This window comes from Vibrio sp. 10N.247.311.47 (assembly GCF_041467535.1).
In the GTDB taxonomy this organism is placed as follows: Bacteria; Pseudomonadota; Gammaproteobacteria; order Enterobacterales; family Vibrionaceae; genus Vibrio; species Vibrio crassostreae_C.
Window position 1 is genome coordinate 18,189 of record NZ_JBFSUR010000021.1, and the last position, 25,085, is coordinate 43,273.

16 protein-coding genes and 1 pseudogene are annotated in these 25,085 nt (G+C 46.1%); 11 read left to right on the top strand and 6 right to left on the bottom strand.

Annotated features, from left to right (window positions below; genetic code table 11):
• Nucleotides 1–34: 34 nt before the first annotated feature.
• Nucleotides 35–619 carry a porin family protein gene (locus AB6E51_RS14525; RefSeq protein WP_065584469.1) on the bottom strand — a complete coding sequence of 195 codons (585 nt, stop codon included), beginning with the start codon at nt 617–619 and terminating at the stop codon, nt 35–37.
• 192 nt (nt 620–811) lie between these two features.
• Here AB6E51_RS14525 and AB6E51_RS14530 point away from each other — a divergent pair, with 192 nt between their 5' ends.
• A complete protein-coding gene (locus tag AB6E51_RS14530) occupies nt 812–1,351 on the top strand; it encodes a hydrolase (protein WP_372058866.1) in 540 nt (179 codons plus the stop codon).
• Here the strand turns inward: AB6E51_RS14530 and AB6E51_RS14535 are convergent.
• Together AB6E51_RS14535 and AB6E51_RS14540 are read right to left on the bottom strand one after the other, a co-directional pair.
• Nucleotides 1,348–2,211, bottom strand: a complete 864-nt coding sequence (locus AB6E51_RS14535) for a MurR/RpiR family transcriptional regulator (RefSeq protein WP_017062019.1) — start codon at nt 2,209–2,211, stop codon at nt 1,348–1,350. The two genes, AB6E51_RS14530 and AB6E51_RS14535, sit on opposite strands and share 4 nt — an antisense overlap.
• Nucleotides 2,212–2,382: 171 nt before the next feature.
• Complete coding sequence (locus AB6E51_RS14540; protein WP_372058867.1) at nt 2,383–3,657, bottom strand: amino acid deaminase; 1,275 nt, start codon at nt 3,655–3,657, stop codon at nt 2,383–2,385.
• A gap of 176 nt (nt 3,658–3,833) precedes the next feature.
• On the opposite strand from AB6E51_RS14540, the gene AB6E51_RS14545 reads away from it, so the two are divergent.
• From AB6E51_RS14545 to AB6E51_RS14570, 6 genes are all read left to right on the top strand, one after another.
• Nucleotides 3,834–5,267: an amidohydrolase family protein gene (locus AB6E51_RS14545; protein WP_017065165.1), complete on the top strand. Its 1,434-nt coding sequence runs from the start codon at nt 3,834–3,836 to the stop codon at nt 5,265–5,267.
• A 103-nt stretch (nt 5,268–5,370) separates the two neighbouring features.
• Nucleotides 5,371–5,763 (top strand): RidA family protein, encoded by a 393-nt coding sequence (locus AB6E51_RS14550; RefSeq protein WP_017065166.1) that lies wholly within the window; start codon nt 5,371–5,373, stop codon nt 5,761–5,763.
• A gap of 206 nt (nt 5,764–5,969) precedes the next feature.
• On the top strand, nt 5,970–7,484 hold the full coding sequence (locus AB6E51_RS14555) for a sodium:solute symporter family protein (protein WP_372058534.1): 1,515 nt from the start codon (nt 5,970–5,972) through the stop codon (nt 7,482–7,484).
• Between the two features lie 90 nt (nt 7,485–7,574).
• Entirely contained in the window at nt 7,575–8,522 is a 948-nt protein-coding gene (locus tag AB6E51_RS14560; protein ID WP_017070149.1) for a sugar kinase, read from the top strand.
• Nucleotides 8,523–8,542: 20 nt separating this feature from the next.
• The gene (locus AB6E51_RS14565) at nt 8,543–9,172 is read left to right on the top strand and encodes a bifunctional 4-hydroxy-2-oxoglutarate aldolase/2-dehydro-3-deoxy-phosphogluconate aldolase (protein ID WP_372058535.1); all 630 of its coding nucleotides are present in this window, start codon (nt 8,543–8,545) and stop codon (nt 9,170–9,172) included.
• A 127-nt stretch (nt 9,173–9,299) separates the two neighbouring features.
• Complete coding sequence (locus AB6E51_RS14570; protein WP_372058537.1) at nt 9,300–11,750, top strand: family 20 glycosylhydrolase; 2,451 nt, start codon at nt 9,300–9,302, stop codon at nt 11,748–11,750.
• 120 nt (nt 11,751–11,870) lie between these two features.
• Here the strand turns inward: AB6E51_RS14570 and AB6E51_RS14575 are convergent, their stop codons facing one another.
• Nucleotides 11,871–13,934 carry an ATP-binding protein gene (locus AB6E51_RS14575; RefSeq protein WP_017065171.1) on the bottom strand — a complete coding sequence of 688 codons (2,064 nt, stop codon included), beginning with the start codon at nt 13,932–13,934 and terminating at the stop codon, nt 11,871–11,873.
• Between the two features lie 230 nt (nt 13,935–14,164).
• Here AB6E51_RS14575 and AB6E51_RS14580 point away from each other — a divergent pair, with 230 nt between their 5' ends.
• The 4 genes and pseudogenes from AB6E51_RS14580 to lhgO all read left to right on the top strand — a co-directional run bounded on the left by AB6E51_RS14580 (nt 14,165) and on the right by lhgO (nt 20,468).
• Complete coding sequence (locus AB6E51_RS14580; protein ID WP_102321268.1) at nt 14,165–15,505, top strand: sigma-54 dependent transcriptional regulator; 1,341 nt, start codon at nt 14,165–14,167, stop codon at nt 15,503–15,505.
• Nucleotides 15,506–15,822: 317 nt separating this feature from the next.
• The gene (locus AB6E51_RS14585; protein WP_371724761.1) at nt 15,823–16,836 is read left to right on the top strand and encodes a TAXI family TRAP transporter solute-binding subunit; all 1,014 of its coding nucleotides are present in this window, start codon (nt 15,823–15,825) and stop codon (nt 16,834–16,836) included.
• A 213-nt stretch (nt 16,837–17,049) separates the two neighbouring features.
• The gene (locus tag AB6E51_RS14590) at nt 17,050–19,227 is read left to right on the top strand and encodes a TRAP transporter permease (protein WP_017067838.1); all 2,178 of its coding nucleotides are present in this window, start codon (nt 17,050–17,052) and stop codon (nt 19,225–19,227) included.
• 26 nt (nt 19,228–19,253) lie between these two features.
• Nucleotides 19,254–20,468: pseudogene (gene lhgO / locus AB6E51_RS14595) on the top strand (L-2-hydroxyglutarate oxidase).
• Between the two features lie 143 nt (nt 20,469–20,611).
• On the opposite strand, the gene AB6E51_RS14600 reads toward lhgO, so the two are convergent.
• Both AB6E51_RS14600 and AB6E51_RS14605 read right to left on the bottom strand, forming a co-directional pair.
• Entirely contained in the window at nt 20,612–22,168 is a 1,557-nt protein-coding gene (locus AB6E51_RS14600; protein WP_372058538.1) for a M28 family metallopeptidase, read from the bottom strand.
• Between the two features lie 143 nt (nt 22,169–22,311).
• A complete protein-coding gene (locus AB6E51_RS14605; protein WP_372058540.1) occupies nt 22,312–24,681 on the bottom strand; it encodes a M4 family metallopeptidase in 2,370 nt (789 codons plus the stop codon).
• Nucleotides 24,682–25,085 lie beyond the last annotated feature (404 nt).

A 25,085-nucleotide genomic window follows, 5' to 3' on the forward strand; every position in this document is an offset into this window, starting at 1 on the left:
GTATGTTCAGCTTATTCTATGTGGTTCAATCACATTAGAAGTTGTATGAACCACCGAAGCTAATGCTTTTGAAGGCAAGCGTGTGGTCACCAGCTGATATCTGAGAGTTCTTAAATTGGACCGTGTCGTCTACGCTTACTGCATCCGCTTGCGAGATTAAGCGTAGCGTTAGGTGTTCGATTGGCGTGTATTCAACACCTACACCAAAGTGGAAACCCGTACCGCTGTCATCAGCGTAACCAGCACTCTTATTTGCGTTTAGGTCAACAGAGCTTAAACCAGCCAATACGAATGGGCGGATTGTGTTGTCGAATGTGTAACCAAGATTTGCTGACAAAGAAACAGACGTCGGAGACAGCTTTTCAGCGCTATTTTTGTAGTTTGCGTAATCTGTGTAGCCAAGTTCAACACCTACGATACGGTTGAATTGGTAGCCGCCGTATAGGTTGTAGCCCATGCCATCTGAATCTAAGCTACCGTGACCGTCTGTGTCAGAATCTTGGTAGACACTAAGTCCGCCACCAATGTACGCACCGCCGTCAGTACCTGCTGCTAAAGCTGGAAGAGAAACTGCGCTGATTAAACCCAGTGCTAATGCTGATTTTGTTATCTTGTTCATTTTTGTTACTCACTCTTAAATGTCATGCCAGTATCAATTATTTTTATTTTGCGACCTTTCGACCGTTGGTGAGTATTATTCCGTAGTCTTGTACCTATTACTGTATGGCTTTGTAAGTTGAATCGTTACATAGTAGAAAAAATGCTCATCCGGTTGCGTAGTGAGTTAGGCTGCCAAAAACAAGGAATACACATGCTAATGAAACAAAATACATGTTTGGTGGTTGTGGACGTACAAGGTAAGCTTGCACGCCTTGTTGATGAGAATGAGACACTTATTTCTAACTGTGGAAAGTTGATTAAGGGCGCACAGGTTTTGGGTCTGCCAATTATTCGTTTGGAGCAGAATCCAGAGAAGCTAGGTGCGACGGTTGATGAACTCCATGACCTTTTGAGTGATGTTAAACCAATACCTAAATTCACGTTTAACGCGTGTGATGAGCCCAAGTTTGTTGAGGCGGTTCAAGCCAAGGATGTAGAGACTTGGTTAGTGTGTGGTATTGAGGCTCATATTTGTGTTTATCAAACCGCAATGGGGTTGTTGGAACTTGGGTACAAGGTTCAGGTAGTTGGCGACTGTGTTAGCTCACGAACGGCACTCAACAAAGATCTGGCAATCCGTCGACTAATGGATGCTGGTATCCAAATCACAGGATTAGAAATGAGCTTATACGAGCTTGTGAAAGACTGCCGCGCGCGTGAATTTAAGCTCATTCTATCCTTGATTCGTTAATCACCGAGAGGCTGTCTATCGCCACCGCCTCGGTAAGAATCGAGCGCAACTTTCAAGCGACGCAGTTTGTCGCGCGAGCGGTTCTTGTGATTGACTGCGATTCCCATAGAAAGCACATCCACTAACGCCAACATAGCGTAGCGAGAAGCCGACGGCTTGTAGATGAAGTCGGTTTCCATATGCTTGATGGGTAACAAGATATCGGCAATTTTTGCTAGCGGTGTATCTTGTGGGGTAATCGCAATGATCTTAAGTCCGTACTGCTTAGCCAGCTCTGCCGTTTCTGTGATCACTGGTGTAAAGCCAGTCGCAGAGATCATCACCATTACGTCATTAGCATCTGCCGTGGCAGCAACCATACGTGACATCAAGCCATCGTTGTACGACACCACTGGGTAGCCTAAACGAAACAGTCGATGTTGCAGCTCTTGAGAAGCAATGGTTGAACCACCACCCATACCAATAGCAATGATCTGTCTGGCGTTATGCAGCCAGCTGACTGCGGTTTCAACGTCTTGCTCTTTGAACAAGGTGCGGTTGATGTCTAGGCTTTGCTTGATCGATTCGTAGATACCTTGATAACCCGTTTGGTCAACCGGTTCGAGGATAAAGCGCTGGCCAACGGTTAGCGTCTGAGCCAACTTAATCTTCATATCACGTACGTTGCTGCAACCGATCGCTTTAGCAAAACGTGTAATGGTGGCTTCACTCACTTGAGCGCTTTCAGCAAGCTCTGTGATGCTGGCATTGGCAGCAAAATCAATGTCGTCCATGATCAGCTTAGCGACTTTTTTCTCTGCATCACGAAGAGCGGGAAAACGCTCCGTTATCTGTGAAATGATATCTACTTCTAAACTCAAGAATCCTGATCCTTTGTTGATGGGGCTAATCGTTATCACCTAGTTATTAAGAACCTAGCTCGTAAGAAGTAAGCTCTTTAGCTTTTTAGCCATTTAGCCGTTTAAAACTAAGCGTTAGCCCCGTTAGTATATCTTATTGTTTCGCTGATTCTAGCTTATTGAAAAATCGAACTAGAAGCAGGTTTCCACCCAGTTTGTTACCTGATGGTCGTCATCGCTGATGGCAATGTGGCGCCACTTATCGAAGGTTAAACACGGGTGTGAGGTTGAGAATGCAATCATGTCGCCCACTTCAATTTCAGAAGAGCCGTCCGTTTCAACAAAGGTATGCTGATCCATCACGGCGGTCGCAGTCAGCCCTTTCACTGAGATCGCTTCGCCGTTGCGATAGCCGCGTTCGGCAATAGGTAAACCCGCATCAAAGGCCACATCACGCTTGCCTAACCCAACCACTAATTTGGTCGGTTCTGGGCGAGAGATTACATACGCCCATACTTCAAGTGCCGATTCCAGATCTCCACCCAATTCACACGCGTAACCTTGGTTTGCTTGGGCACGCTGCAACACTTTGCTTTGTGCGTCTAGGTAAATGCCTGTGTCGTGAATGGCATAGCAGCCCGGGCGGATGATCGCCAAGTAATCGGTTAGGTTCGCCAAACATTCTGCAACCACGTCATACCAAGCCGAACCTGCACCAGTGATGATAGGTTGCCCTGCAATTAGGCCATCTGATGCGAGGCTTTCGACCGAGGTCAGCGCTTGGTTTAAGAAGGTACGAATGTCTTGCTCGGCATTGTCGCCATGAATCACGCCCTCATACACCTCAATACCCGCTAGCGAAAGTGCAGGCGTATCTTGAATGGTTTGAGCCAGTTCTAAAACTTCTTGAGGTGAACGACAACCACAACGGCCACCCGGAACACCAAACTCGATTAGAGCTTTTAGCGTCTGCTTTTTGTTGGCGAAGTATTGGTTGAGTTGCTGCACGTTTACCGATGAATCCACACAGCAATAGAAATCAACGTCGAACTCACTAATAAGCTGTTCGATGATCGCCATGTTGGTTTTACCTACCAATTGGTTAGCCATGATGATTCTTTTTGCGCCTGCCATTGCTGCAATTTCTGCTTGTGCAGGTGTCGCAACGGTAATTCCCCAAGCGCCATTTTCTAGCTGTTGACGGAAGAAATCAGGCGTCATCGATGTTTTGCCATGTGGCGACAATTTAACCTGATGATGATCGGCGAATGATTGCATCCAATTCAGGTTATTGGTCAACGCTGATTGTTTGATAATTGCTACCGGAAGCGAAATGTCTTCATCAACCAGTCGATAAACACCGTTCTCAGATTGTGATACTGCTCTCCCTTTTTGGCCTTTTTCAGTCAAGATGAAACTATCTTTTTGATACTTTATAACATCTTTTTGTGCAGGGTTATGTTTCATTGCTGATTCCTAACATGATTTAAGTGGTTGTTATTTAATATTTAAATATGTCTATAATGTGTTTTGTGATAGAAACTATCACACAAATTAAAATATTATGTGTGTTTTGTCACTGAAAATAATCGGCTGGATTTCTAATATAGCTCCATCAACAGAGTGGATTGAGAGAGTGAAAAATGTTGTTCGATACGATAATCAAAAATGTAGAGGTGTTTGACGGCACCGGCGAACAATCGTTTTGTGCCGATGTAGCAATCCTTGATGGAAAAATCGCCGAAATTGGTCAAATCGATCACGAAGATTGTGGCCAGTTGGTTGAGGGAGCAGGCTTAGCATTGGCTCCTGGATTTATCGATGTACATACACATGACGATACCAACGTAATTCGTTATCCAGACTGCCTACCTAAGATCAGCCAAGGTGTGACAACCGTGATTGTTGGCAACTGTGGCATCAGCGCATCGCCAACGGTTTTGGCTGGCGATCCACCTGACCCAATGAATCTTTTAGGTGCGCAGGCTGATTTTAAATACCCAACTTTTGCGGCGTATGCACAAGCGGTAGAGCAAGCGCAACCAGCGGTGAACGTAGCAGCATTAGTTGGCCACACTACACTGCGTAACCAAGTGATGGACGACCTGCAACGCACCGCAAGCGAAGAAGAAATCGCGGCAATGCAAAGCAACCTTGATTTAGCGATGGAGCAGGGTGCACTGGGTTTGAGTTCAGGTTTGGCTTACGCAAGCGCGAAACAAGCCAACGCCAATGAAGTGATGCAGTTAGCGAAAGTGCTGTCTAGTCATGGCGGTATCTATACCACGCATATGCGTACTGAATTCGAAGAGATCTTAAGCGCGATGGAAGAAGCGTTTGAGACCGGGCAATACGCGAAAGTACCCGTTGTTATCTCTCACCTTAAATGTGCAGGTGCAGGCAACTGGGGCAGAACTGTTGAAGTGCTTGATTTGATGGACAAGGTTTCAGAGCACCAAGATGTGTCTTGCGACTGCTATCCATACTCAGCGAGCTCTTCGACATTAGATCTGAAACAGGTGACAGACGATTTCGACATCTTCATCACTTGGTCTAAAGCAAAGCCTGAACATGCAGGCAAAACGCTTAAGCAGATTGCTGATGAGATGAACCTACCACTGATGGACGCAGCAAAAGCGCTTCAACCAGCCGGTGCGGTTTACCACTGCATGGATGAGAACGACGTAAAGCGCGTATTGAAATACAAGCTGACCATGGTTGGTTCTGATGGTTTACCAAATGACCCGCATCCACATCCAAGATTGTGGGGCACTTTCCCGAAAGTCTTAGGCCACTACTGCCGAGATGAAAAACTGTTTGCGCTGCCAGAAGCGATTCACAAAATGACCGGAATGTCTGCGAAGCGCTACAACCTCGCGGGAAGAGGTGAGATTCGCCAAGACGCATTTGCCGATTTAGTTTTATTTGATCCAAAGAATATTAAAGACACAGCAACATTTGAAAACCCTATTTCAGTTGCTGAGGGAATCGAAAGTGTATTTGTAAATGGTGAGTTAACTTACCAAAAAGGAAAAGTAAAAAATAATCGTTCAGGCGTTTTTATTTACCGTAATTAGAATTTAATTATTTTATTAAATATACAGTAATAAGAAAACGACGAATTAATTTAAATATATTGGAACAGAACCAATATTATCTATAAAGAAGTGGAGTTAAAAAATGACTATTAAACGTTACGGTGTTGAAGGCGGTACAGGTACAGGCGGACAACATTTACCATTTGCACGCGCAACTGAAGCGGGTGGTTTCCTATACGTTTCTGGCCAGACACCGATGACAGATGGTGAAGTGGTAGAGGGTGGCATTGTTGACCAGTCTCGCCTAGCGATCCAAAACTGTGTCGATATCATGACTGAAGCGGGCTACGGCCTAGAAGACGTAATGCACGTAAAGGTTGTGCTAACGGATTCTCGTTACTTCCAATCTTTTAATAAGGTATTCAAAGAGTTCTTCGGTGCTAACCCACCGGCTCGTATCTGCATGGTCTGTGACCTAGTGGTAGACGTGAAGGTTGAAGTAGATGTGACTTGCTACCGCGCGGATCGCGTTTAGTAATAACCTAATCACAATTACCTACTTAGAGAGTATTAGGGGTTAGTCATCCCTGTTATTATCCTTTAATACTTTCACCCTACATTTATAAAAATTACTTTAATTAAAATAGATAAAATCAATAAAGTAATTATATGAAATATAAAAATGAATGAATCATAAATAAAGTTCAAGAATGAACTCAATATTTCACTGAGAGGTGTCAAATGAACAGCACACTTTTTCTTACAGGCTTCGGCGTGTACGTATGTTTTCTAATTTGGTTAGGCTGGTTTGTCTCGCGTAATCAAAAATCTGGCGAAGATTTCTTATTAGGCGGCCGTGGCCTGCCATTATTCTTAGTACTTGGTACAACGGTTGCGACTATGGTCGGCACGGGTTCAAGTATGGGCGCGGTTGGCTTCGGCTACGCAAATGGCTGGGCAGGTGCTCTGTACGGAATTGGCGGTGCTGTGGGCATCCTATTGCTTGCACTTTGGTTTGCTCCGGTTCGTAAACTGAACTTCATGACCATGAGTGAAGAGCTGGCTTATTACGTTGGCGCTAACCGAATCGTAAAAAACGTGGTTGGCCTACTTATCTTTATCGCGTCAATCGGTTGGTTAGGTGCGCACATTCTAGGTGGCGGCATGTACCTAGCGTGGATTGCAGACATCGACCTTAACCTTGCGAAAATTATTATTGCTGCAGCTTTCACTATCTACGTTGTTATCGGTGGTTACACAGCAGTTGTATGGACCGATACGATTCAAGCAATCATTCTTTTTGCTGGCTTCATCCTAATGGCGGTAATGTCTGTTGATCACATTGGTGGCATGGATAACCTTTACGCTGCGATGGACCCTGCTGCTACAAGCTTTTTAGCAATCGATAAACTGGGCATTCTGCCTGCTGTTTCTCTGGCTGTGGTTATCGGTGTGGGCGTACTTGCAACACCTTCATTCCGTCAGCGTATCTACTCTGGTAAAGATGTTTCAACTATCCGTCGCTCATTTGTCGCTTCTGGTGTGTTGTACCTTTTCTTCTCTATTATTCCAGCAATCATTGGTATGGCTGCGCACGCAATCGACCCATCATTGGATAACCCGAACTACTCGTTCCCATACGTAGCTGCAACGGTTCTTCCGGTTGGCGTTGGCATGATTGTTCTTATCGCGGGTCTTTCTGCAACGATGTCGAGCGCAAGTTCAGATGCGATAGCAGGTGTTTCTATCCTACTTCGTGATGTTTACGTGATGTTCACTGGCCGCGTACCAAACAAAGAGTCAATGGTGAACTATTCTCGCTTGGCACTGATTGTGGTGATTGGTTTTGCACTGTTGTTCGCACTAACGTCAAACGACATCATTGGCTACATCACGAAAATGATTTCAACCGTAATGTCGGGCATGTTTGTGTGCGGTATGTTGGGTAAATTCTGGAAACGCTACAACTGGCAAGGTGCGCTTGCAACACTAGCGGGTGCTTCTGTAGCTTCATTCGTAGTAATGTTAAACGCTGACTACACAGCCTTCTGGGGCAACCCAGTTATCCCATCATGTCTGTTTGCTCTAACGGCAGGTGTGGTTGTGAGCCTAGTGACTCCGGCTAACCAAGTAACACCTGAAATGGCAAAAGCGATTCTTGATGACGAGCGTGCTCTGATGGAGATGGAAATGTCTGAGACTGGCGTACTTGAAGAAGAAGCGGCACCTCAACGTCCTGCAAATCAAACAAGCTAAACCTAGTCTCCACAACTGGTTTGCTTAATTCAGGCCCTGCTTAGTGGCAGGGCCTTCTCCCACATATATCTCTCTATTTTAGGATCGGCTATGCCTGCATCTTCTCATTTCAATATTGCTTTCTTTGGCGAATGTATGGTCGAAATCAGCGGCTCTCCATTAACCAAAAAGTTTGGCGGTGACACACTTAATACCGCACTTTACCTTTCTCGCTTAACTCAACATCAAAACCTCTCTGTGCACTATGCGACAGGGCTTGGCAGTGATGAGCTGTCTCAAAATATGATTGATAGCTGGCAACTAGAAGGCATTCAAACCAATTTCGTCGAACGCATTGCGAACAAGCTTCCTGGACTCTACATGGTTGAAACCGACGAGACAGGCGAGCGACACTTTCATTACTGGCGCAACGACGCGGCAGTCAAATCTTACTTTCAAGCTAGTGATCTGAATAAGCTTGAAATCGCCCTGACCGAGAAACAAGTCGATGCGGTTTACATCAGCGGTATCAGTATCGCGATTTTAGATGACGCCTATCGTGAGCGCTTATTCAAAGCTATTAGCGTGTTCTCAAATCAAGGCGGCAAGCTGATTTTTGATAACAACTATCGCCCGCAACTTTGGACGACTGAACAAGCTCAGCATTGGTACGCCAAGTTACTACCATTGGTCGACATTGCACTGATTACCGAAGACGACGACCTGCTGGTTTGGGGCAATGGCGAGAGCGTTCAACAACGCTGCCTTCGCTTAGGCTGCCAAGAGATCGTCATCAAACGTGGCTGTGAGCCATGCAAGATTGTTCAAGTTGAACAAGGCGATGTTGTTGAGAGTTATGTATCCGCGACTCGTGTTTCTAACGTGGTCGACACCTGCGCAGCAGGTGACTCCTTCGCTGCGGGTTATCTGGCGGCGCGTCTTACAGGTGAGAGCACCAATGATGCAGCTGAACTGGGTCACCAACTGGCTTCTACCGTTATTCAATACTCAGGCGCGATCATCCCGGTAAGCGCTATGAATCACTTAATTAAAAAATAGAAAAACAAAGCGAATTTATTATGTCTCAAGAAATGATCAACACACTTAAGCAGTTCAAAGTTATCCCTGTTATTCAAATCAACAAGGTGGAACATGCGATTCCACTAGCAAAAGTGTTAGTAGAAAACGGCCTGCCAGTCGCAGAAGTGACGTTCCGTACCGAAGCGGCAGCGGATTCGATTCGTGCGATGCGTGATGCCTACCCAGAGATGTGTATCGGTGCTGGTACAGTATTAACGCCAGTGCAGATCGACCTTGCGAAAGAGGCGGGCAGCGAATTCATCGTAGCACCGGGCCTGAATCCAAACACCGTAAAACGCTGCCAAGAGATCGGCATGCCAATCGTTCCGGGCGTAAACAACCCAAGCCAAGTAGAGCAAGCGCTAGAGCTTGGTCTTAACTTCTTGAAGTTCTTCCCTGCAGAAGCGTCTGGCGGCATCAACATGGTGAAATCTTTACTCGCACCTTACGTTGATGTGTCGCTAATGCCTACTGGTGGTATTGGCAAACACAACGTTAATGACTATCTAGCTGTGGATCGCGTGGTGTGCTGTGGCGGTACTTGGATGGTATCTCCGAAGATGATCGAGAACGAACAGTGGGACGAGATCGCGGAGTTAGTCCGAGAAGCGGTCGCTCTTGTGAACTAACGAGAAGCGTTTGGAATAAAGATAAGTGTTTTAAATAAAGATAAACAACAGCAGTGGTTGATGGTTCTGTTTTGTGAATTGCCTCCGATAAACAAAACAGAACGCCCGTTATATAGGAAAACTAATAATGAAAAAAACTATATTGTCTCTATTGATTTCAAGTTCAGTAGTGTCCCCAATGGCGTTAGCAATGGCTCCGAATACCGATCTAAATTTAATGCCGTATCCACAAACAGTCGAGCTGCAAGCTGGGCAAGTTAAGGTCGACGGTAACTTCAAGGTTTACATCAAAGGCTTTAACTCTGATCGCGTTGAATACACCGCGAAACGCTTTATCGATCGCCTAGAGCGCCAAACTGGCGTGCCGATTCTAAACTGGCAGGTTGATAGCGCAGACCAAGCGAACCTGATCATTGATATCGACGCGGCGCCAAAGTCTGAAGTACAGAACATCGACTCTGTAGAGTCTTACAAAATTACGACTCAGGGTGAGCAAATCACGCTGAGCGCACCAAGCCCATATGGCGCTATTCACGGCATCGAAACCCTTTTACAGCTCGTTGAAACCACAGCAACTGGCTACCATATTCCTGCCGTAACCATTGTTGATGAGCCCCGCTTTCGTTGGCGTGGAGTCTCTTACGATACCTCGCGTCACTTCATTGAATTTGATGTGTTGATTCGTCAGCTAGATGCGATGGCTTCTGCGAAAATGAACGTGTTCCATTGGCACTTCTGGGACGATCAAGGTATCCGCATTCAAACGGAATCTTGGCCACGTTTGTGGTCTGAAACCGCTGATGGTAACTACTACACCAAAGACCAAGTCCGTTACTTAGTGGAATACGCTCGTAATCTTGGTATTCGTGTTATTCCAGAAGTTTCACTGCCGGGACACTCTTCTGCTGTGGCGCACGCTTACCCACGCTTGATGTCGGGTGGTGAAGGTCAAAGCTACGAACAAGAACGTGGCTGGGGTGTATTTGAGCCATTGATGGACCCACTTAACCCAGAGCTCTATGAAATGCTGGGCGACGTGTTTGATGAAGTGACAGAACTGTTCCCAGACGAGTACTTCCACATTGGTGGCGATGAGCCGAACTATGCGCAATGGAAAAACAGCGAAAAGCACCAAGAGTTCATCGAAGAGAACAATATCGATGGCGAGCGCGGCTTACAGTCTTACCTCAACGTAAAAGTTGAAAAGATGCTGGAAGAGCGTGGCAAGAAGATGACGGGTTGGGATGAGATTTGGCATAAAGATCTGCCAACTTCTATCGTGATTCAAAGCTGGCAAGGACACGACAGTATCGGTCGTGCGGCGAAAGAGGGCTACCCAGGTATTCTGTCTACGGGTTACTACCTAGACCAACCTCAGCCAACCAGTTACCACTATCGCAATGATCCAATGCCAAGTGGCATCACGGTTGACGATAAGCTGCACAGTGGTGAGAAGTTTGTGACTTACCAATGGCAAAAGCCTCGCTCTAAAGGCAGCCCACGTAAGGGAACACTGACTATCATTGAAGCGCAAGACGGTACTTTCCGCGCGTTCAGTGATTACAACGGTAAGTCTCGTGAAGAGATCTACATCCTTGATTATGTGCCGGGTAAAACCTTTGTCGGCCACTTCGATAACTTCATGTCGTATACCGAATTCAACCTGAACTTGAATCCAAATGGGTTTGCGGAAGGCAGCTATCAGTTAATTGGTAACGTGCGCTGGCCAACCACAGGCGAAGTGATTGCGAGCAGCGATGTAGAAGGCAGCGTGATCCCTGAGCCAAACGGAGGCTACCCCGCGGAGCTAACCGACAAAGAAAAAGAGCTGATTTTAGGCGGCGAGATCACCATGTGGCTAGAAAACAAAGACAGCCTCACGGTCGAAAACTACCTATGGCCTCGCAGTTATGCAATTGCAGAACGTTTCTGGTCGGATGCAGAACTGACAGACGAACGCAGTATGTATAAGCGCATGAAAGCAATGGATACATGGTCGGAAGTATCGGTAGGGCTACGTCATCACGCAGATGCTGATATGCTGTTGAAGCGCATTGCCAAAGGCCAAGATATTCACGACCTGCGCGTGCTAGCGAAATACACCGAGCCGGCTCAATACTATGCTCGCAACTGGGAAAAGTGGAACTCCACTGAACCTAAGGGCACCTTGTACAGCCAATACGAGCGCCTAAATCGCTTCGTGGATGCTTTGCCAGTAGAAAGCTACGCGGTGTATGAGATGCAAGACTTGGTCAATGAAGTGGCGACAGGCAATCAGCAGGCGCTAGAGCAACTTGCAGAGCATTATCAGCAAGCTAAATCGGCTGCACTAGCGGCGGAAACTGTCTTCGCTGGTAACGTGTCTTCGGTAGAGACTGTGGTGGTTGCAGAGAAAACCGTTGAAGTTGCAGATTTAGCATTAACTTTGATTGCTAAAGCGCAAGCTGGCGAGAAGGTAAGAGAAGCTGACGTGAATGCCTACCAAGCGATACTGTCTGATTCAGCGAAAATCTACGATGAATCGATCATCGCGATTGTGCGCCCAACAGAACTGTTGTTGAAGCAGTTAGCTGAGTAAGTCGTTAACGGATTAGTGAATAAGTCACACGCCAATAAGTGAATCAAAATCGCCCTCTGTGGGCGGTTTTTTAGTTCTAGCGCTTCAATAGAATGTGGAGTTCAAGGTCTGTGTAAGTAACTACTCACTATCGCTATTGTTTAGTGTTAACGTAAATGTCATGCCTTGGTCTGAATTGTTCTTCGCTATTAATGTGCCTTGCATATCGCGCACGTTGTTCGCTGTGATAGCCAACCCGAGCCCCAAGCCTTCGCCCATCTTTTTGTTGGTATGAAATGGTTCGAAAATGGTTTCGAGTTGATCTTCAGACACACCACAACCGTTATCTTGAACCTTGATGATCACGCGTTGTTGCTCGGTATGAGCGCTGATCACAATGGTTGCTGGTTTCTGATTCTGCGTGGCATCGACAGCGTTTCTAAGCAGGTTACCAAGCACTTGACGAAGTCGCGCCTCTTCTCCCATTACCATCGAAATATTGGAAGCGACACGCACGCGAATATCGACGTTTTCCAGTTCGGCTTGATGAATTCGCAGGGTTTCTTGCAGTGCGTCTGTCAGTGAAACTGGGTAAGGCTTTTCAAGTCTTTGGAAGGCGAACGACTTCAATTGGCTGGTCATGTTAGCCATTCTGTCGATCAGGCTCATGACTAAGTCCATGTTCGCTTTCAACATCTTAGTCTCGCCTCTTTCCATCAGCAACTGGTTACTCGAAAGTAGGGTTTTTAGGCCAGTAAGCGGCTGATTGAGTTCATGAGTAATCGCACTCGACATCCGCCCTAGTGCAGCCAGTTTGCTAGATTCGACAAGTTCTTGCTGCGCATCTTTTAGATCTTGAGTTCGCTCTTCGACCCGCAGTTGTAGCGTTTTATTGGCGTTTTGCACCGCAATTTCGGCTTTCTTACGTTTGCTGATATCGATTACGGTACACAGGTAGTAAGTCGTCGCATGCCAAGGAAAGGCGCTAATAGAGAATAAAACAGGGAAGTAGCTGCCATCGCTGCGTCTTGCCATGGTTTCGACGCTAGTTATCTCGGCCAGCTCTTGATGCTGCTCTAAGTTTTTGAGCAGTTGCAAGGTGGTTGAATTCGGGTTACCTGCCTCAAATAACTGCCACGCCTTGATGTTATTGATCATTGAATCAGATAGTGAAAAGTAGTTCTTCGCCATCAGGTTGATATCGTGAATGCGTCCGTGTTTATCGATCAGTATTAACCCAACATGGGTTTTATTGATCATCCCAGACAGTCGTTTCTCAGACTCTTCGATAAGCTTTTGGATTCTCAGATTGCTGAGCTTTTTCTGGCGTCTTTGGTAAAGAATAACCAACAGTAACAGAATGAAAAGACAGCCAACCGCCACACTCCAGCTGATCCAGTTCGTGGTCTGGTTGAGGCTGGTTAATGGCGTTAGGTAGGTTAAACGCCAATTCAGATCGTCTAACTTGATGGACTGAATTAGGTAATCTTTATCTTGCAATCGCCACACGCGAATATGGGTTTGGTCATACAGCTCACGTTTTGTCGCTGTGGGCTGAGAATTGAAGGTGTCATTGAACCAATCGGCACTCAACCTATTGTCACTGGAGAGAAAGAACTGATCGCGAGGGTTCTGAAACAGTATCGCCTCACCATCGGCAAACCATTGATCGGTTAACAATGACAAATCGATTTGCACCGCGACAATGCCAACCACATCAGAGGCTCGATATACGGGTGCCGCTATGAAGTAATCGGGTGTCACGCCTTTGTTTTTTGTCACCACTGAAATCGCACCACCTTGTTGGTGGATCTTCGAAACAATTGTACTGGCGTTCTTATTGCTCAGTTTGCTTCTTTCAACACTCGATACCAACAAGTCCCCTTCGCCAGAAAGCAGATACCAGCCCTTGGTGTTGGCGGCTTTATCCAATTGAATCAGCTGCTTCTTAATGCGTTTTTCTAGGCGGGCTTCACCATCAATGAAGCGCACACTGGTTTCATCATTGGTTACTAGGTAGGGCAGATAATAGAAACGCTTAAGGGTTCGCCTTGCTTCGGCAATGTAGCCAAGGAAGCGCTGTTCGGCATAGCGTTGGGCTTGTTCAAGCTTCCACTGGCTGATGCCATTCTTGGTGGTGACCTGCACCAAACCAATCAATAAACAGGTACACAGGAATAACCAATATCGATTGTTATTCATCATTTCTGATCAAATCCCTTTAAAATTAGTGGCTTGCCTCTTTGAGCTAGTGGTTTGACAAGGTTTTATGTTTGCTTTTTAAGCGAATGGAGAATGAGACAAATCGAAGCTAACAAACATTATTAAACTGTTAAAGGAGTGTTATTCAAAGTGGGAGCTAGCTCCTTTTCGTCTGAGGTTTTTTTACATACCGTGGACGATATTAATCAGATGTAGAGTGGCGGAACCAAACTATGCAGCGTATTGCTTTAATTGAAGATGACGCGATTGTGCGTCAAGCAACCAGCCAATGGTTGCAGCTGGCGGGCTTCGATGTCACCGCATTTGAAGTAGGACAAGATGCGTTAAACGCCGTAGAGCAGGGTGATTTTCAAACCATTATCACCGATGTTCGTTTACCTGATATTGATGGTGTTGATCTGCTAGGGCGTTTCAAAGGTCTTGTGCCAGATGTGCCTGTTATTTTGATTACTGGGCATGGTGATGTCGATATGGCGGTGAAAGCCTTACAGCAAGGTGCCTATGACTTCATTGAGAAGCCATTCGACCCAGAGCGTCTGTCTCAAACGGTATCGGAAGCGGTAGATAAACATCAAAGTGGCCAAGACAGAAACAGTCGTCAGAACTATCTGGATAACCTTAAGGGCATTGAACAGGTGCTGATCGGTCGCAGTAAAGTGATGTGTGAACTGCGCGAGCAAATCCAGAAAGTCGCTTCCATAGACACCAACGTGATCATCTATGGTGAAACGGGTTGTGGTAAAGAGCTGGTCGCCTCTTGCTTACATGAATTCAGCCAACGTAAAACCCATCCGTTTGTTCCGCTCAACTGTGGCGCAATCCCAGAAAATCTCTTTGAAAGCGAGCTGTTTGGACACGAAGCCGGAGCGTTTACTGGTGCGGCCAAACGACGCATTGGTAAGCTGGAATTTGCCGACAAAGGCACAGTGTTCCTTGATGAAATAGAGAGTATGCCGCTGTCGATGCAGGTAAAAGTGCTGCGCACCTTGCAAGATAATGTCGTCGAACGCGTGGGGGGGAATCAGCAACAACATGTTGATCTACGAGTGGTCTCTGCCTCGAAAAGCGATCTACTGAATCACCCCGACTTTCGCCAAGATCTATTCTATCGTTTGAATGTTGCCCAGCTGCATTTGCCTCCACTCAGTGAGCGTGAAGAAGATGCCTTACTTTTGTTTGAACACTTCACCCAAGAAGCCAATTCCGAAACACGTATAGCCAGTGAGGCTGATCGCTATGCACTGCTCTCGTATGCGTGGCCGGGCAATGTGCGTGAACTGCGTAATGTTGCGATTCGTTTTGCATTGGATGAAAGCTTGACCGTTGGGGATATTTTGGCGTGTCGTCCCAATTCTGTCACAGAGTCCACAACGGCGGGCATCCCTTTGGCGGTTCAAGTACAGAGCTTTGAAAGGAAAGTGATTCATGATGCCTTAGTTCGTTATAAAGGGCGTATCAATGACGTGATGCAAGATTTGGATTTACCTCGTCGAACATTGAACCAAAAGATGGTGCGTTATGGGTTAAATCGAAGTGACTATGTTGACCCTTAGAGAGCGGCTTCATCGCAGTGCTTGTTGATTTTTAATGAGCAATAAATGGCTCATTGCATATTTATCAATTTACATACATTGATCACACAACTGCAACATGGTGTGACTTGCTTCCCGATCTACAGGTGTTAATTCCGGTAGCCGATAAGCCAAAAATGGCTTACTTAATAACAGGGGAATAAGCAAAAAACGGCTTATTTTGAATAGGTTTTAAAATAAAAGTAAATTAAAACAAATAGTTAAAAACTGGCATTACGCTTGCTATCTATTGTTGTTAACAAAAATATAACGTGAATAACCCTACATGGAGAGTAACAATGAAATACAACAAGCTGGTTAAAACTTTAGCGCTAGCAATGGCTTCTCTTGGCCTTATCAGTAATGCGTCAGCTGAAGAAGATCGCAGCTATATTTTAGCGACGGCTTCAACGGGTGGTACCTATTATCCAGTGGGTGTGGCCTTAGCGACATTGAGTAAAGTTAAGCTTGCGCCTAAGCAGCATTTTTCTTTAGCGGCTATCAGCTCTGCGGGCTCGGGTGAGAACGTAAAGTTGTTGAACGAGAACGAAGCTCAGTTCGCTATTCTACAAGGTTTGTATGGTGCTTGGGCTTGGCAGGGTTTAGGGCCATATGAGAAATCTGGCAGACAAACTCAACTGCGTTCAGTTTCCATGTTATGGCAAAACGTAGAACACTTTATTGTGCGTTCAGATCTAGCAAAAACAGGTACGGTAAGCGATCTAGAGAACCTAAACGGTAAGAAATTCTCTATCGGTAAGAAGAACTCTGGGACTGAAAACTCAGGTCGTCAAATCATGCAAGGCTTATCCGTGGACCCAGAACAATTTAAACTCGCCTTTATGGGTTATGGTGGCAGTGCGAGCGCATTACAAAATGGCACAATTGATGGTATGAACACGCCTGCTGGTGTTCCTGTTGGTGCGGTGACGCAAGCCTTTGCAGCACTGGGTGAAGATATTCAAATCTTGTCGTTTACCGATGCACAAATCAAACAAGCGAATGGTGATTACAATATTTGGACCAAGTATGAGATCCCAGCAAACACTTATCCAGGTGTCGATAAACCAATTACTACGATTGCCCAACCTAACTTCCTAGCGGTTCGTGAAGACATTTCTGAAGAAGATGTGTATCAACTGACCAAAGCTATCTATGAAAACCTACCTTTCCTACAAGGTATCCACAAAGCAACCAAAGCAATGGCACTTGAGAAAGGGATCGCAGGCCTTCCTGTTCCGCTTCACCCAGGTGCTGCTCGTTACTATAAAGAAGTGGGTATAGAAATCCCTTCTGAGTTGATCGTCGACTAACCCTTTGTCTTCGATTAGCCATTTATCTTTAACTCGCTATTTGGCGTGAACTGAATATTCGCGTTAATTAATTGCTTGGTGCGTTTTCATATGTTTCGGTTGCTTTGTTTGATTTGACCGTCTCCGATTCGTTCGATTATTTGAAGTGAAAACGCACCACCCTACTTTATGGATTTTCTCTGCGCGTTTGGCTGTGGAGAGCAGGAGTTTTCTATGAGCGATTCGCTGCAGCAGGAACTGAAAAAATTCGAATTGCCTACCCGAACAGATTTCCCTTGGGTAGGCAAAGCAATAACGACAATGGGAGTGATACTCTCCCTCCTACATATTTGGTTTAATACCTTATCTACCTTGCCAGAGCTTTGGATTTCGGCGACGCATTTCGCTGGTTTCGCAATCATTTGCGCGCTTTGGTATCCCGCTCATATCTCACTGAAAAAGAGCAAGATAGCTCTGGCGGTCGATATCGGAATTGCCTTGGCGGCTCTGGCTTGTCTTATCTACATCCCCTTTGCAGAAGATGCGTTGTATGACCGAGGCGTAAAATTTATCGCCAGTGATTGGTTTTTCTCTATCTTGGCGATTGCCATCGTCATTGAGCTGATTAGACGCACTATGGGCTGGTTCATTCCAGTGCTTATCTTAGTGTGTTTAAGTTATGTAGTGCTTTGGGGACAATGGACCAGCGGTATTTTTCATTTTCCGGGTTTAAGCCTTGAGACGTTACTTTATCGAAGCTTTTATTCATCAGAAGGGATGTTTGGTTCGATCTCAAGAATCAGTTGGACCTTCGTGTTCATGTTCATCCTGTTTGGCGCATTCTTAGTGCGTTCGGGTGTCGGTGATTACATCATTGATGTGTCTCGCGCAGCGGCAGGCAAAGTGATTGGTGGCCCCGGCTTCATCGCCGTGATTGGCTCCGGCTTGATGGGCTCAGTCTCCGGGTCGAGCGTAGCAAACACAGTATCGACGGGCGTGATCAGTATTCCCTTGATGCAAAAGGCAGGTTTCCCTTCGCGCTTCGCGGCAGGTGTTGAAGCGGCTGCATCTACTGGCGGGCAGCTGATGCCACCTGTGATGGGTGCGGGCGCGTTCATCATGGCCTCTTACACGCAAATTCCTTATGTCGATATTATTGCGGTTTCCTTCGTTCCTGCGCTTATCTACTTTTTGTCTGTGGCATTCTTCGTGCGCATCGAAGCAAAACGCAGTGGTGTGCAAAAGGTGACTTCTGGCTGTGAGCCTCTATTGAAAGTATTGCTGTCGGGTTGGCACAACCTGATCCCATTAGCGGTGTTAGTGACTCTGTTGGTGAAGGGCTTTACGCCGACTTACGCTGCGGGCATCTCGATTCTGTCTGTCGTGGTGGCTTCATGGTTCTCTAAAAATCACAAAATGGGTCCAAAGGCGATCATCGAAGCGCTTTCTCAAGGCGCAAAAAACATGGCGACCACGGCTGTGTTGCTAGTGGGTATTGGTCTAGTTGTTAATGTCATTAGCACTACGGGAATTGGTAACACCTTCTCTTTGATGATCAACAGCTGGGCGAATGGCGAGTTACTGGTGATGATCGCCTTAATTGCACTGGCGTCTTTGATTCTGGGCATGGGCTTACCAGTAACCGCGGCTTATATCGTGTTGGGTACTCTGTCTGCACCAGCTTTGTATAAACTGATTGCTGAAAGTCAGTTGCTCGACCTGTTGGTTTCGGGACAGTTACCGGAACAGGCGAAAGCTATCTTCATGTTGGCTGCGCCAGATAAGCTTGATTTGCTGAACGCGCCAATGGCACTTGAAACAGCCAAAGAGATGATTGCGTTAGTCCCTGCTGATTTTGTGGAAACTCTGCTTGAACAGAGCCTTGGCTTAGAAGCGATCAGCCTTGCACTGCTTTCTGCCCACTTGATCATTTTCTGGCTATCGCAAGACAGCAACGTGACTCCGCCTGTTTGTTTAACTGCATTTGCGGCTGCAACCATTGCTAAAACACCCCCGATGAGAACGGGATTAATGGCATGGAAGATAGCCAAAGGCTTGTATTTAGTACCATTGTTGATTGCCTACACTAACTTGGTAAGTTGGGATGTGATCTCCGTGTTAGTCACGGGTGGCTTTGCTGTTATTGGTACTTACGCGTTTATCGCGGCGATTGAAGGTTATCTAGAGAGCGAAGTTAATATTATTACTAGAGTAGTGTTGGTTGCGGTAGGTATAGCTCTAGTATGGCCTGATGTTTCAGTCGTGATCCGTTTGGTATGTGTTGCCATTTTTGTTGGCATCTTTATCTACAGCGGTCGTAAATACGATGCTAATCAAGTGAAAATGGAATCAGAAAGTGAGGAAAAAAAGTTACCTCAAACCGGGTCTAACACTGTCGCGTCTTCCCTATAATTAAAAGGATTGAATGTAGGAATATTATGAACTCAATATACGACTATATTATCGTTGGTGGCGGCATTGTTGGCGTGTCTACGGCTTGGCAATTACAGCAAGCTCACCCTGATAAAAGTATCCTTTTAGTCTAGAAGGAACGTGGTTTCGCGCAGCACCAAACTGGCCATAATAGCGGGGTGATTCATGCTGGTGTTTACTACGCTCCGGGCAGTTTAAAGGCGGATTTTTGTAAACGCGGCGTAGAGCGCACCATCGCCTTTTGTAGCCAACACGATATCCCCGTCGAAAACTGCGGTAAGTTGTTGGTCGCGACCAATGAGCAAGAAGTGGAGCGAATGAATGCGCTCTATCAGCGTTGCCACGATAACGATATTGATGTTGATTTGTTGGATCAAGCTCAGCTCAAACTTGCCGAGCCAAATATCACGGGTTTGGGTGCGATTTATGTCAAAACCACCAGTATCGTCGACTACAAAAAAGTCACCGAAGTGATGGCCCAAGAGTTTGTTGAGGCGGGTGGTAAGCTTAGCCTTGGTACGGAAGTGATCATGGCCGATGAGCAAGAAGATGAAGTGCAGTTAACGTGCAAAGTAGATGGTCAGACTCTTCAACTGAACAGTCGATTCTTGATCACGTGTTCTGGCTTGATGGCCGATAGAATGACCAAGATGTTAGACATCGAAACCGACTTCCAAATCGTGCCTTATCGCGGTGAGTATTATCAGTTAGACGCTAAGCACAACCAAGTGGTGAATCATCTTATCTATCCGATCCCTGACCCAGAACTGCCTTTCTTGGGCGTGCATTTAACACGCATGATTGATGGCTCCGTAACAGTAGGGCCAAATGCAGTTCAAGGCTGGAAGCGAGAAGGTTATGGCAAGCTTAACTTTAGCGTCAAGGACACTTGGCAGATGCTGAGCTTTGCGGGTTTTTGGAAAGTGACTGCGAATCACTTGAAAACGGGTTTGGTCGAGTTTAAGAACTCGTGGTGGAAACCGGGATATCTAAAGCTAGTGAACAAATACTGCCCGAGTATTACGGTTGATGATTTTAAGCCTTATCCTGCTGGGATTCGTGCTCAAGCGGTACTGAAAGATGGCACCTTGGTCCATGATTTCCTGTTTGCCGAAAGCCCAAGAAGCTTACATGTATGTAACGCGCCATCACCGGCTGCGACCTCTGCAATGCCGATTGGTGAGTACATCTGTGGCAAGGTAATGAAAAAGACGGCTTGATGATAACTAAAGGTTATTAAGTTGAGATGCTCTCCGAAGACAATAAAAAATCCGCAAGCTCCAATCTATTTATGATCGTGGGCTTGCGGATTTTTAGTTTTAGCCGTGTTTGCTAGGTTTAATTGTTAGTCAATTAACCAACCTTAAAGCCAATCAGGAACGAAGTTAGCGACGATGGTGACATCACTAAAGTTACGGTAACCGCGCACCATGATGCTGAATTCACCCGCTGGCTTGTTCAATACACACTGTTCGTTGCTGCTGTTCTGGTATGGGCGGCAGTCGTAGTTCGCTTTCGATACGGTGCCGTTGTGTTTCACATATAAGTCGGCATCGCCACTTCGAGGGCCGGTTAATGTTACCGTTAACTGACCTGCACTTTGAGTCGTAAATGTGAAGAACTGCTCTTCACCATATCCTGCAGTAAGTCCTTCAACAGGCACGTCATTTTGCAGCTCTTTAGGGCCTGCAACCGGTGAGTCAAGGCTGGTTTCGACAAGGTAAGCAATCGCCAGTTTGGCGAACTTGGTCGCGTGTGTCGCCGTTGGATCGGAATTCTCAAGCGTGTCGTGCTGGGTATGAATACTTGGGTTGTAATCATTGAACATGCTCTCGAATGGCATGGCTGCTGGGTAGCCAACATTGTGCCAAGAGGCGTGATCAGAACAGGCATAACCACAATCATCAAAGCCGTAACTGATGTCACTGGCATAAGTGTCGATCAGCTCGCTTAAGTAGGCGGTGAGGTTACTGTCGGTATAGTCTGTGATGAAGGTGATATCGTGCGCCGAACCGTTGTAGTTGGTCATGTCTAATTGCAATACCGACACAACGTTGGCTTGTTCATCTCTTAAAGCGTTAGCGACATCTTGAGAACCACGTAGGCCCACTTCTTCTGCCGCATAACCATAAAACTTGATGGTCTTATCTGGTTGAATACCGCTGGCGATCATCAGGCGAAGCGACTCTGTTACCGTTGCAATGCCAGACGCATCATCATCGGCTCCCGGTGAGATGGTACCTTCGCTTGTCCAAGATCCTACCGTTGAATCAAGGTGTCCACCCACAACGACGATCTCTTCAGGGTATTTAGCGCCAAGCAGTGTCACTTCAACGGATTTTTGCGGATACTCGGCATGCGTGATCTGGCGTGCAGACGCATACGGCACATCTTTAATCTCGGTTTCCCAACGTTCTAAAAGCCAATCTGAAGCAGCGACACCAGTAGAAGTAGTATAAAAACGGTTGGTGAAGTTGGTTAGATTTTCAATGGTCGTGACCATGTTGTTCGGCTCGACCTGAGCGAGTAGATCGTTCACCGTATCTTGATGGCTGATAACTGGCTTTTCGAAGTTGCTCATGGTCAGTGGCATAGCTGCCGCTTTGAGTGCGCTTGCTTTGTCTTCGTGCACCATGTAGCCACCACAACGGTGGGTTTCTTCGTGCATGTGGCTAGATAGTTTCGCCAGCTCTTTCTGGTTGATTTTCGCGACGATGGAATGCTTGTTTCCGGTCACGCTTGGATAAACCGTTGCGCCATGCTGAGTCATTATATGCTGTGCGTCAGCATCGGTGGTGATCCAAACTTCTTCGTTCGCTGGTGGTGTGATGCCTAGGGATGCGTAAGCCGAAGTACTGTTGATTAAGGCTAAAGAACCTCCGAGTACAGCCAAAGCTAGCATGCTTTTTTGAATAGCCATTTGTAGTCCTTTTTATGGTGAGTATTGTTATGTTGATGGGGGTGATTTTTGTGTAATACGTGGATGTTTTTGTGTAGATGTTTCATTTTCTGAACAGTTAACCGCGAAAAGGGCCCCTTTCGGAGCCCTGAATTTACTATCGATTATTGTGTTTTAATGAAACGGTAATGCTTGGTTTCTGAACAGATATCGCTTGAGGTACATACTTGGTACTCAACATCTACTGTGCCGTTGTGACGGAACTTGTCGACGTATGAGTTGAAGTCTGTAGCGCCAACATTTTTGCCATTACGCTTAATCACAAAGTAGTCATTGGTGTCGTAATCCCATGCCAGCTTAACGCGCGCCTTACCGTTCGGATTTTTGTTACCAAACTTCAGTTTTAGTGGGAAGCCTTCCGCAGAGTCACCTTCAATCGTGATCGACTTGCTTGTTGATGTTGCAACGCCTGCATCGTCAGTCACGGTCAGAGTCACCACGTAGTCGCCAGCTTCAGCGTAGGTATAACGAGCCACTTCACCGGTTTGTGTGTTGCCATCGCCAAGGTTCCATTGGTAAGAAACGATTTGACCATCGCTGTCTGAACTTGTGCTGCGTAGCTCGACTTCTTTACCGACAATCGTGTGTTCGAAAGAAGAGACGGGCGGCACGTTAGCGCTGCCTGATTCGTACGACGCTTTCAGATTTGCACCTGCGTAATCTGAGTAACCTAGAACGTTAACCGTGTAACGACCTGCGGTTGGGTTTTCAATCACACACACTTCATCGGTCACGGTTTCGCTCTTACAGATATTCTCTTGAGAGCTTGGCGCATAATCTAGGCCGACATAAATATCTGGGTCACCCGTAGACACAGCAAGATCAATCGTCAGTTTCTCTTGGCCTGATGGTACTTCGATATCAAAGTAAGTTTTCGAACCTGTTTCACCAGCAACTGCGGCTTCAACACCATTTTCAAGGCGTTGATATTCCGGTTCTGGTGGCAGTGGTGGCTCTGCACATGGGGTAACACCCACAAGACCGAACGCAGAAACAACGTCATCGGCATTGTAGCCAAGGTCTGTTGCCGAGTTTTTCACGCCACAAGCACCCTGCCAGAAGTCACTGTTTTCTGACCAGTAGATTTGGTTGGATAGCACGAAAAGCTCGAACGCTTTTTTAGTATCCCAGCCTTGCGTGGTTGCAAGGTGGTAGAAGGCCTTGTTGAACACGCCCGAACTGTAGTGCACATTCAAGCCATCGTAGTACTCGGATGCATTATTGATTGAAGAACCATCTCGTGATGGATCGTCCATGTAACGTAGAGCTCCGTCGCCTTTAAAGATATTACGGCCGACCATCCAGTCGTTGGTGCCTTTCATGTAGTATTCTGCCGCTTCACCTGCCATATCAGAGAAAGCTTCGTTCATACCACCGGATTGGTTTGCGTAAACCAAACCTGAGTTTTGCTCAGTGAAACCGTGGCTCACTTCGTGTGCTGACACATCTAGGCTAACAAGTGGATAGAAGAAGCTTTCACCATCGCCAAAGGTCATTGCCTTGCCATCCCAGAATGCGTTCTCGTAGTTATTTCCGTAGTGAACACGCATCATGAGTTTGAAAGAGAGTGGCGCAGTGTCGAACCAGTTCTTATACATGTCGAATACGATGTTACCGAAGTAGTGCGCATCGTTGAGTGGTGAGAATGCTCCGTTCACTTCTTTATGTTCGTTACGAGGACATTCGTAGCTGTAAGTAGTGTCGCCGTCTGTCGCACCATTTAGGTCAACGGTAACGACATTTTCAGACTCCATCACACACTCTGTGCCATTTTCTACCACATCAAGGTAGTGGTAGTCGGTGCCGTATTCGTACATGCCTGTTTTTTCGTTGCCACCGGGGCCTGTACCGATCTGTGCGTGAGCAATACCTTCCCAGCGGTCGATGACTTCGCCTGTGTGCGCGTCTAGCATGGTGAACGGTCGAGTCGGCTGTTCACTGCCTTCTACTAGGTAAGAGACAACGTACACTAGTCGTGTTTTATCTACGCTTTGCTGTCCGATGCCTTGCTTCACAGAGCCTTGATAGATAAATAGCTGATGTTGAACGTTGTCTAGAGATTTGCTGGTTAAGCCTTGAGTCTTTAGATCTTTACTTGCGAGTTCAACCGCTTGAGCGCTGTTGATTGATGGCTTAACAAAAGATCGCTCTAAGGTCGTTGTTTTAAGGTAGCGACCTTGAACGAACTTAAGTGCGCCACCTTGGACACTTTGGGTGGCATTTAGGTAATGTCCCCATACCGGTGTTCCCCAGATGTTCTGCTGGATCTTAACTTTATAGATACCACGCTTTTTCAGGTTTACTTCTTTCACCATCTTGAAGCTAGAGGCGTTACTGACTCCTAACTGAGCGTTTAACCCAGAGAAGCTAGTAAAGTTGATCGGTTGATCGATTTGAACGGATTCACTTGCATGTACTGATAAAGACATAGCACTGGCTATAGCAACGGCAACTAAACGCTTTTTCATTTTCATTGTTATTTTCTCTTTCCATGTAAAATCCATGAAAACGTAACAAAATTATCACAACGAATTTACATCATTCGATCTGATTAATTAGTAGCATGGCAATGATCTCTTTTATTCATGAAACTTATATTTCTCGTATTTACAGATAGTTATCATTTCTGTTTATTTTTGAACGCACCTATATGTTTATTTATAAAATCGTGACACTTTTATTAAGTGTTTATTTCTCTTGGAAATTAAGATTTTCGAGTAAATTGATCTGTGCCTCAATTAACGGATTTTGGGTTGATAGAAGGATCAACGATTTGAAAGTGTCACTTTAAACAGAAGGCCATTTAGCGAATTTAGGGGCAATTTTGATAAGAAATCGAAGACTTTTCGGCTTATTTTTCGAATTGTTAGTTAAAAGA

Bases quoted from the DNA above. Each gene is read 5' to 3' on its own strand.
- AB6E51_RS14525 (WP_065584469.1), bottom strand. From the start codon at position 619: ATGAACAAGATAACAAAATCAGCATTAGCACTGGGTTTAATCAGCGCA.
- AB6E51_RS14530 (WP_372058866.1), top strand. From the start codon at position 812: ATGCTAATGAAACAAAATACATGTTTGGTGGTTGTGGACGTACAAGGT.
- AB6E51_RS14540 (WP_372058867.1), bottom strand. From the start codon at position 3,657: ATGAAACATAACCCTGCACAAAAAGATGTTATAAAGTATCAAAAAGAT.
- AB6E51_RS14545 (WP_017065165.1), top strand. From the start codon at position 3,834: ATGTTGTTCGATACGATAATCAAAAATGTAGAGGTGTTTGACGGCACC.
- AB6E51_RS14550 (WP_017065166.1), top strand. From the start codon at position 5,371: ATGACTATTAAACGTTACGGTGTTGAAGGCGGTACAGGTACAGGCGGA.
- AB6E51_RS14555 (WP_372058534.1), top strand. From the start codon at position 5,970: ATGAACAGCACACTTTTTCTTACAGGCTTCGGCGTGTACGTATGTTTT.
- AB6E51_RS14560 (WP_017070149.1), top strand. From the start codon at position 7,575: ATGCCTGCATCTTCTCATTTCAATATTGCTTTCTTTGGCGAATGTATG.
- AB6E51_RS14565 (WP_372058535.1), top strand. From the start codon at position 8,543: ATGTCTCAAGAAATGATCAACACACTTAAGCAGTTCAAAGTTATCCCT.
- AB6E51_RS14570 (WP_372058537.1), top strand. From the start codon at position 9,300: ATGAAAAAAACTATATTGTCTCTATTGATTTCAAGTTCAGTAGTGTCC.
- AB6E51_RS14575 (WP_017065171.1), bottom strand. From the start codon at position 13,934: ATGATGAATAACAATCGATATTGGTTATTCCTGTGTACCTGTTTATTG.
- AB6E51_RS14580 (WP_102321268.1), top strand. From the start codon at position 14,165: ATGCAGCGTATTGCTTTAATTGAAGATGACGCGATTGTGCGTCAAGCA.
- AB6E51_RS14585 (WP_371724761.1), top strand. From the start codon at position 15,823: ATGAAATACAACAAGCTGGTTAAAACTTTAGCGCTAGCAATGGCTTCT.
- AB6E51_RS14590 (WP_017067838.1), top strand. From the start codon at position 17,050: ATGAGCGATTCGCTGCAGCAGGAACTGAAAAAATTCGAATTGCCTACC.
- AB6E51_RS14600 (WP_372058538.1), bottom strand. From the start codon at position 22,168: ATGGCTATTCAAAAAAGCATGCTAGCTTTGGCTGTACTCGGAGGTTCT.
- AB6E51_RS14605 (WP_372058540.1), bottom strand. From the start codon at position 24,681: ATGAAAATGAAAAAGCGTTTAGTTGCCGTTGCTATAGCCAGTGCTATG.